The organism is Ligilactobacillus salitolerans (assembly GCF_003864415.1).
GTDB lineage: Bacteria > Bacillota > Bacilli > Lactobacillales > Lactobacillaceae > Ligilactobacillus > Ligilactobacillus salitolerans.
Genome location: NZ_BFFP01000030.1, coordinates 24,790 through 33,208 on the forward strand (window position 1 = coordinate 24,790; position 8,419 = coordinate 33,208).

Sequence of the window (8,419 nt, forward strand, 5' to 3'; positions counted from 1 at the left end):
CAATAAAATTTGATGATGTAGTTAATTAATTTGTTAAATAATGCAGTAATTCACAATTGGTAAATAGTGAAGTATTCCATTTTAGTAAACCCTTATATCTTTGCTTTGACAAGCCTTTTGGCTAATAGTAATTTAATAAGTGGAGTGAATGAAAAACGTTCAATATTTTTACTTGAAAGGAGGATTGGCAGTTTCAGCTCCAGAAATCAAAGAGGAAGGAATAAAGAATGAGAAAAACAAATTTGACGGTGCTCATAGGATTAGTTTGCTTATTCTTTTTTGGTGGCGAAATGAAAGTTCATGCAGATTCACTTTATCAAACCGATTTTTCCAACATAAAAGGCTGGGCGACGGTCGATGGCAGTTGGGATAATGCGGGGGCAAAACTGAACGCTAAAGGAGACGATGGGGGAAAAGCAGTCTTAAGTGAAAAGAAGTTCGCCGATTTTGAATATATTGCTGAAGTAAAAATCGAGCAGCCGGGATCGGCACAAGAAAGTGGAGTTTTGTTTAGAGTACAGTCCGCCAAGGCTGGCGCTAATGCCTACCAAGGCTATTATTTTGGGATCGACTTAGGCAAGCAGCAGGTTGTTTTGGAAAAGTCGGATGGGAGTAAAGTCGAACAGATCGCTACGAAAAAAATGACGCTTAAAAAGGACAAGACCTATCAGTTAAAAGTTAGAGCGTCTGGCGATCACATTCAAGGTTTTGTGGATTATGCACAAGATGACTATCCACGGATCGATGTTGTTGATAAGCAGTATGAAAAAGGGCAGATCGGGTTTCAAAACAAGACGCAGCAAACTGCTTTTGATAATGTTGCGGTCTCCTCATATGCAGATCAGCCTGTAACAGGACCGACTTACCAGAATCCGATCGTTCCAGATCTGGCTGACCCGGATGTCTTATACCATGGCGGTACATACTACCTTTATGGGACGACTACTAACGAAGAGGCAGGCGGGATCAAAGTTTATACCTCAACTGACCTGACCAATTGGACAGACAAAGGTCTAGCAATGAAGATGGGTCCTAAAAACTGGGGTGCCAGCGGTTTTTGGGCACCGGATATGATCGAACGCGATGGAAAATTCTATATGTATTATACGGCCAATGAACATCTCTGTGTCGCAGTCAGCGATTCGCCGCTTGGACCGTACGAACAAAAAGAAGTTGGCCCAATGCACTGGGACACCAAAGAGATCGACGCCCACGTTTTTAAAGACGATGATGGTCAATATTATCTGTACTTTGTTCGTTTCACCGATGGAAATGTTATTTGGGGAGCTAAGTTAAACGACGACATGCGCTCGATCGATGAAAGCACTTTGACACAATTGCTCGTTCCGTCGCAGCCGTGGGAACAAGATATGGCTCGCGTTAACGAAGGACCATACATGCTGAAGAAGGATGGAACTTATTTCCTGACTTATTCCGGGGCGCATTTCCAAAGTCAAATGTATGGTTCCGGGTATGCAACAAGCAAAAGCCCTCTTGGTCCTTACCAGAAATACAAGAATAACCCGATCATGCAGTCCAACAGCATCGTTCCTGGTACGGGCCACCACGGGATCGCGGTTTCTCCAGACGGGACCGAAATGTTCATGGTCTACCACCAGCATTTTAACCTGACTCAAGCTAACCCGCGCAAGTTTTCTATCGACCGCGTTCGTTTCGCTAAAGATGAAGACGGGCAGACCGTTTTAGAAGTGCACGGACCAACTGTCACACCGCAAGCCATCCCTTCCGGTGCAGTTGATGCGGACAATTTTATTGAATTTGCTGCCTTGAAGAATAAAGAAATTACTGTTGCTCAAGGCTCGGACCCAAATACCTGGGAGCTTCCACAGACGGTGGGCATTCGGACCTCTAAGAGTCAAACTGGTAAAGACCAGCAAGTGCCAATCAACTGGAATTTGCAGGAATATGATCCAAAGAAGACCGACCAGCAAGTTATTCATGGTTCAGTCTACCTGCCAAAGGGGATCAGTAATCTGGGCAAACAGTCTTTGACGGTAGCGATGGTTATTAAGACCCAAAAGAAAGAGACTTCAAGTTCCGGGGAAAAATCCGATCAAAATCAAGCAAACGGTTCTGCTCAAGGAAAAGATCAGTCGAGCCAGGAACCAAAAGCTGACCAAACTTCACCGGCTAAAGGAGCTGACTCTGCCAATCAAAATAGGAACCAGCAGCCCGCAAGCTCTGAACAAAATTCAGGACTTTTACCTCAGACCGGCCGCTTTATTAAACAAAATCAGAAGTCGCTTCTAACGGCAGCACTGGTTTTGATCATCGGAGGCAGCGTTCTTTTGTATCGCCGCAAACGGATCAGTAAATAATTACTCAACTAACTGCACGGTTCTTGCTTGAATGGTGGGGTTAGTTTTTTTGTCTGTCTAAGAGGATGTTAAAAATAGATCTGCTGATTCAAAGGGGCAACATCATGGCTTTAAAGCTGCTGTCATATTGACTTGCTTAAGTCAGCGTGATAAAGTTACAATGAATTAGTTTAAGGAGAGTACAAATGGCTGGGAAAAGAAAAATTGCTTTAGCCTGTTCAGTTTGCGGTTCGAGAAACTACACGCTGCAAGAAAATCCGGCACGTGTTGAACGGCTGGAAGTTAAAAAGTTTTGCAAGTACTGTGGGAAACACACAGTGCATCGTGAAACAAAATAAAGTGAGCTATGCCTACAGGCTGGAGGTCTATTGATGAAGTTTTTAAAAAATGTAATGCAAACGATGAAAGCTACTACGTGGCCAACTGCTCGTGAAAATAGGAAAGACACAACGACCGTTATTTTGATGACAGTGTTTTTCGCAGCGTTTTTTGCGATCGTTGATTATCTAGTGCAGCTTGGACTTAAGCTATTTGTGTAGCTTTTGGTGCTTAGCCTAGTAATTAGGCTGATAATTTGCTATAATCGTCGCTGTAAGGAAACTTCGCTTTGTCGGGGTTTTTTTATTTTGACAAAAATCGCTGAAGTTGAAATTTAAAAAAATTTATCTCATCCAGGTTGGGCAGACTTGTTCTGGCAGCCTGCAAAATTACAAGGAGAATAGCAATGGCAGAGAATTTAGAAAAGAAATGGTATGTTTTGCATACTTATTCTGGTTATGAAAATAAGGTCAAGACTAACCTGGAATCCCGGGCACAATCGATGGGGATGGAAAACAACATCTTCCGTGTAGTGGTCCCAGAAGAAGAAAAACATGAAACAACTAAGACTGGCAAGGACAAGGTCGATAAGTTAAAGACTTTCCCCGGCTATGTCTTGGTTGAAATGGTCATGTCTGACCAATCATGGTATGTTGTCCGGAATACCCCCGGTGTAACCGGGTTCGTTGGCTCGCACGGTGCCGGCAGCAAGCCTGCTCCATTGCTGGACGAAGAGATCGAGGGAATCTTGCATCACCTAGGACTCAGCTCCCGTCATGAACAATTCGACGCTGAGATCGGCGATTCTGTCACGATCATTGACGGTGCCTTCTCAGGAATGGTCGGCAAGATCACTGAGATCGATAATGAAAAGATGAAGCTGCGCGTTGCCATCGAGATGTTTGGCCGTGAGACCGGGGCCGAATTGAACTTCGATCAAGTGGATAAACTAGTTTAAAAGCAAAAGCACGCTCCTGTTGGAAAATGTAATTTGGTGAAAATTACTTGCAAAGCCAGCAGGGGCGTGCTATATTTTATAGGTATGCTTTGAGCGTACGCGTGGGAGGCCAAATTGACAGGCCATCCGTACCACACACGGAACATAAGGAGGAATACACCGTGGCAAAAAAAGTAACAAACATTGTTAAATTGCAGATCCCTGCTGGTAAAGCAACTCCTGCACCGCCAGTTGGTCCTGCATTGGGTCAAGCAGGTATCAATATCATGGGATTCACTAAGGAATTCAATGCTCGGACTGCTGACCAAGCAGGTATGATCATTCCAGTTGTGATCTCTGTTTACGAAGATCGTTCATTCGACTTCATCACAAAGACACCTCCTGCAGCAGTTCTGTTGAAGAAGGCTGCTGGTGTTGAACATGGTTCCGGCGAACCTAACACTAACAAAGTTGCCAGCGTTACAAAGGCACAAGTTCAGGAAATTGCCGAAACAAAAATGCAAGATCTAAACGCTGCAGACGTTGAAGCTGCTATGCGCATGATTGAAGGTACTGCACGGAGCATGGGCTTTACTGTCGAAGGTTAAGCGTTTGACCATGCTTCCCCAGTCGGATACTTCGCGAAAGTGAATGTATCAAGTGGGAGGTTTATCCGATAGACCACATATTGCAAGGAGGAAAATAATACTAATGGCAAAGAAAAGCAAGAAATATTTAGAAGCCGCTAAGCAGGTCGAAGCTGGTAAAGCTTACGACGTTAAAGAAGCGATCAGCTTGGTCAAGAAGATCGACTTTGCTAACTTTGATGCAAGTATCGAAGCAGCTTTCAAATTAAATCTCGATACAAAACAAGCAGACCAACAACTGCGTGGGGCAGTTGTGCTGCCTAATGGTACTGGTAAAGATCAAACTGTTATCGTGTTTGCTAAGGGTCCCAAGGCTCAAGAAGCTAAGGATGCTGGTGCAGACTTTGTTGGTGACGATGATTTGGTTGCCAAGATCCAAGATGGCTGGTTGGACTTTGACGTAGCGATCGCTACACCAGACATGATGGCACAGGTTGGTCGTTTGGGCCGTGTTCTTGGACCTAAAGGCTTAATGCCTAACCCTAAGACCGGTACAGTTACAATGGACGTTAATAAGGCCGTTTCAGAATCTAAAGCCGGCAAAGTGACATACAGAACTGACCGTGATGGTAACGTTCATGTTGCGCTGGGTAAAGTTTCATTTGCTGAGGATGCTATCTTGGGCAACTTCGAAACAATTTACAACGTGCTTGCTAAGGCTCGTCCAGCAGCTGTTAAGGGTGTTTACATCCAACACGTTTCCTTGGCTTCAACATTTGGCCCAAGTGTAACGCTTGATACAACTGCACTTTAATTTATAAAAGAGGGTTGACTTCTAATGGTGTCCATGATACATTATTAGAGGTCAATTTTTTTATATGATTCTACCTAAGACTCAGGTGGCGTAAGCCTCAATATCCTGCCGAGGAGTAAAGATATTTATTCTCTCTCTGTGTCTTGGTGGATGCGGGGTTTTTTTATACAAAAAACCCTTCACAACGACTGGGAGGTGAATCAAGTGAGTAAAGAACTTATTGCCAAAAAAGCCGAGATCGTTGAAAACGTCGTTGAAAAATTCAACGCTGCTTCATCGATCGTGGTAACTGACTACCGTGGCTTGACTGTTGAAGAAGTAACTGAATTACGTAAGGAATTACGTGAAGCAGGTGTTGAGATGCGTGTTATCAAGAACACATTCTTGAAACGTGCAGCTGATAAGACCGGCTATGAAGGCTTAGACGAAGTATTCTCTGGCCCAACAGCTGTTGCTTTTGGTGGTGAAGACGTTGCTGCTCCAGCACGGATCATCGCTAAATTTGCAGAAGACCATGAAGCATTAACAATCAAAGGCGGTATGATCGAAGGAAAGGTTTCTTCAGTCGAAGATATCCAAGCCCTTGCCAAATTGCCAGATCGCGACGGCTTGTTGTCAATGCTGCTTTCAGTATTGCAAGCACCAGTACGCAATGTTGCGTATGCTGTTAAGGCTGTTGCCGACAGCAAAGATGAAGATGCAGCCTAAGGTTGCGCTCATAAACTTATAAACAAAATTTTGGAGGAAAACAAAATGGCATTAGATACAGAAAAAATCATTGCTGACCTTAAAGAAGCCAGCATTCTTGAATTAAACGATTTAGTTAAAGCTATCGAAGACGAATTCGGTGTTTCTGCAGCTGCTCCAGTTGCTGCTGCAGGTGCTGCTGGTGGCGACGCTGCTGCAGAACAGACAGAATTTGACGTTGAATTGGCTAGCGAAGGCTCAGCTAAGGTTAAGACGATCAAAGTTGTTAAAGACATTACAGGTCTTGGCTTGAAAGACGCTAAGGGCTTGGTTGACAACGTTCCTTCAGTTATCAAGGAAGGCGTTTCTAAGGACGAAGCCGAAGACATCAAGGCTAAACTTGAAGAAGTCGGCGCATCAGTTAACCTTAAATAGTCATTCAGTTGAATGCAAGGACACTTCTCTTTTGAGAGGTGTCTTTTTTTGGATTCGTTTTGTCTGTGCAAATATGCTAAACTCGAAGAAGCGAATCGAAGACTGAAAGGAATACTAGAAATGAAACAGTTGATTTTGGCAGAAAAGCCAAGCGTTGCCCGTGATCTGAGTCAGATTTTAGGGGCACGCGAAAAACACAAAAATTATTTTGAAGGACCGCAAGTCGTTGTGACCTGGGCACTGGGTCATTTGCTGGGACTAGAGATGCCAGAAGACCTCCACAAGGATTGGGCGCAATGGCAGCTGACGACGCTGCCGATGCTGCCCAAAAAGATCGGGATCAAACCTTTGCCCAAAACACGGGGTCAGTTGAAAACGATCGCTGCTCTTGCCAAACGAAAAGATGTTGGCGAAGCAGTTATCGCAACTGATGCTGGCCGGGAAGGTGAGCTGGTTGCTCGCTGGATCTTGCAGTACGTTCGCTTTAATAAACCCGTCAAACGGCTCTGGATCTCCTCACAGACACAAAAAGCGGTCAAACAGGGCTTTAATGACCTCAGACCGGCAAAAGAGTACGATAACTTGTATTACTCAGCTCTGGCCCGGGCCAAAGCAGACTGGTTAGTCGGTTTAAATGTCACCCGTGCTTTAACAGTTAAATATGATGACAATCTTTCTGCTGGTCGGGTCCAAACGCCGACTTTAGCCCAAGTTGACCAGCAGGCGCAAAAAATCTCCCAGTTCAAACCGCGGCAATATTATGTAGTTTCGCTGGAAGCGAACGGTCAAACGGCACGCCGCCAGCAAAAAGATCAATTTGCTTTGCCAGATCAAGAGAGTGCTCAAAAATTGGTTGAGCGCTTACAACAAGAAACGGGACGAGTCGTCAAAATCACCCACAAAGATCAGAGCCAAGGCGCCCCATTACCCTATGATCTGACTGAGCTGCAGCGTGAAGCCAACCAGGCTTACGGTTATTCGGCTAAAAAGACTCTCTCTTTAGTCCAAAGCTTGTACGAGATCCATAAGATCGTGTCTTACCCTCGAACTGACAGCAAATACCTCAGTTCAGATCTAAAGGCAACGATGGCTGAACGTCTCCAGGCGATCACTGCGATCGTGCCGGAAGCAAAGAGCTATTTGAAAGCCGGCAGCAAAGTTGTCGCCCAAAAAGTCTTTAATGATCAAAAGGTCACCGATCACCATGCGCTGATCCCAACTGAACAAGTACCGAATTATGCTAAGTTGTCTCAAGATGAGCATCGGATCTACACCATGATCGTCCAACGCTTCGCTGGCTTGTTCGCACAGCCGTATCGGACCAAGCAAGAAAAAGTAACAGTCGCCTTTGGAAATGAACAGTTTATTTTCAAACATGAAACGGTCGTTGAGTCTGGCTGGAAGACGACTAGCGGCTCTGAAACTGCCACCCAGGAATGGCAGGAAGGTACAAAGATAGCGCCTAAATTCCGCATTTCTGCTGAGCAAACGACTCCACCAGCACCTCTAAACGAAGGCAGTTTGCTTGCTAAAATGGAGAAATATGGGTTAGGGACCCCGGCAACACGGGCTGAGATCATTGAAAAATTGGTCAAGACTGAGTTAATGGAACGCACGGGCAAGCATCTCCAGGTCACGCCAAAGGGCAAACAGCTCTTGGGACTAGTCAACCCAGCTTTGATCTCACCAGAACTGACGGCTAAATGGGAAGAACAGCTGGAGCAGATCTCCCATGGGCAGTACGACAGCCGAAAGTTTTTGTCAGAGATTGAAGCTGAAACTAAGAAGTTGGTTGCTGAAATTAAAAATAGTGATAAGAAATATCATGACCACTCGCTGACCAGCAAAAAGTGCCCGAAATGCGGAGCTGCCTTGAAAGAACGCCAGACCCGAGATGGTAAGATCCTGGTCTGCACCAATCCTGAGTGTGATTATCACCGTCGCGCTGAGGCCAAGGTGACTAATCATCGCTGCCCGCAGTGCCACCGTAAGATGCTCTTGGTTGAAGGGAAAAACGGGACTTATTTCCGTTGCAAATACGATGGGACAACGGAAAAACCAACTGGCGGCAAGAAGCGCAGTAAAAAGATGACTAAACACGAGGAAAAGCGGCTGTTAAAAAAAGTCAATCAAGACGAAGAACCAGCAGAAAGTGCTTTAGCACTGGCTTTGAAAAAAGCTATGGAAAAATAGTCGCATAGAAAAAAGTGCAATTTGGGCTAGAAAATTAGGCCAAATTGCACTTTTTGGTGCGCCCGGCATGGGCAGTAACTAGGCGGTGTGAGTCCGCTGTGAGCCGTAG

Annotated in this window: 9 protein-coding genes and 1 other annotated feature; all 9 genes read left to right on the forward strand. The window is 45.0% G+C overall.

Going from position 1 to position 8,419, the window contains the following annotated elements:
* Positions 1 to 227: 227 nt before the first annotated feature.
* The 9 genes from LFYK43_RS08770 (at position 228) to LFYK43_RS08810 (ending at position 8,310) form a co-directional block, all read left to right on the forward strand.
* A complete protein-coding gene (locus LFYK43_RS08770; protein WP_124977462.1) occupies positions 228 to 2,339 on the forward strand; it encodes a family 43 glycosylhydrolase in 2,112 nt (703 codons plus the stop codon).
* 185 nt (positions 2,340 to 2,524) lie between these two features.
* Entirely contained in the window at positions 2,525 to 2,677 is a 153-nt protein-coding gene (gene rpmG, locus LFYK43_RS08775; protein WP_124977464.1) for a 50S ribosomal protein L33, read from the forward strand.
* Between the two features lie 33 nt (positions 2,678 to 2,710).
* Positions 2,711 to 2,878 carry a preprotein translocase subunit SecE gene (gene secE / locus LFYK43_RS08780; RefSeq protein WP_124977466.1) on the forward strand — a complete coding sequence of 56 codons (168 nt, stop codon included), beginning with the start codon at positions 2,711 to 2,713 and terminating at the stop codon, positions 2,876 to 2,878.
* 185 nt (positions 2,879 to 3,063) lie between these two features.
* Positions 3,064 to 3,615, forward strand: a complete 552-nt coding sequence (gene nusG, locus LFYK43_RS08785; RefSeq protein WP_124977468.1) for a transcription termination/antitermination protein NusG — start codon at positions 3,064 to 3,066, stop codon at positions 3,613 to 3,615.
* Between the two features lie 161 nt (positions 3,616 to 3,776).
* Positions 3,777 to 4,202, forward strand: a complete 426-nt coding sequence (gene rplK / locus LFYK43_RS08790; protein ID WP_124977470.1) for a 50S ribosomal protein L11 — start codon at positions 3,777 to 3,779, stop codon at positions 4,200 to 4,202.
* 103 nt (positions 4,203 to 4,305) lie between these two features.
* Positions 4,306 to 4,995 carry a 50S ribosomal protein L1 gene (rplA, locus tag LFYK43_RS08795; RefSeq protein ID WP_124977472.1) on the forward strand — a complete coding sequence of 230 codons (690 nt, stop codon included), beginning with the start codon at positions 4,306 to 4,308 and terminating at the stop codon, positions 4,993 to 4,995.
* Between the two features lie 55 nt (positions 4,996 to 5,050).
* Positions 5,051 to 5,168: a sequence feature (ribosomal protein L10 leader region), on the forward strand.
* Between the two features lie 31 nt (positions 5,169 to 5,199).
* Positions 5,200 to 5,703, forward strand: coding sequence for a 50S ribosomal protein L10 (gene rplJ / locus LFYK43_RS08800; RefSeq protein WP_124977474.1), 504 nt, complete (start codon positions 5,200 to 5,202; stop codon positions 5,701 to 5,703).
* Between the two features lie 45 nt (positions 5,704 to 5,748).
* Complete coding sequence (gene rplL / locus LFYK43_RS08805) at positions 5,749 to 6,117, forward strand: 50S ribosomal protein L7/L12 (protein ID WP_124977476.1); 369 nt, start codon at positions 5,749 to 5,751, stop codon at positions 6,115 to 6,117.
* Positions 6,118 to 6,237: 120 nt separating this feature from the next.
* Positions 6,238 to 8,310, forward strand: a complete 2,073-nt coding sequence (locus LFYK43_RS08810; RefSeq protein WP_124977478.1) for a DNA topoisomerase 3 — start codon at positions 6,238 to 6,240, stop codon at positions 8,308 to 8,310.
* Positions 8,311 to 8,419 lie beyond the last annotated feature (109 nt).

Coding starts and splice junctions, on each gene's coding strand:
- secE (WP_124977466.1), top strand. CDS start 2,711: ATGAAGTTTTTAAAAAATGTAATGCAAACGATGAAAGCTACTACGTGG.
- rplL (WP_124977476.1), top strand. CDS start 5,749: ATGGCATTAGATACAGAAAAAATCATTGCTGACCTTAAAGAAGCCAGC.
- LFYK43_RS08810 (WP_124977478.1), top strand. CDS start 6,238: ATGAAACAGTTGATTTTGGCAGAAAAGCCAAGCGTTGCCCGTGATCTG.
- rplA (WP_124977472.1), top strand. CDS start 4,306: ATGGCAAAGAAAAGCAAGAAATATTTAGAAGCCGCTAAGCAGGTCGAA.
- rpmG (WP_124977464.1), top strand. CDS start 2,525: ATGGCTGGGAAAAGAAAAATTGCTTTAGCCTGTTCAGTTTGCGGTTCG.
- LFYK43_RS08770 (WP_124977462.1), top strand. CDS start 228: ATGAGAAAAACAAATTTGACGGTGCTCATAGGATTAGTTTGCTTATTC.
- nusG (WP_124977468.1), top strand. CDS start 3,064: ATGGCAGAGAATTTAGAAAAGAAATGGTATGTTTTGCATACTTATTCT.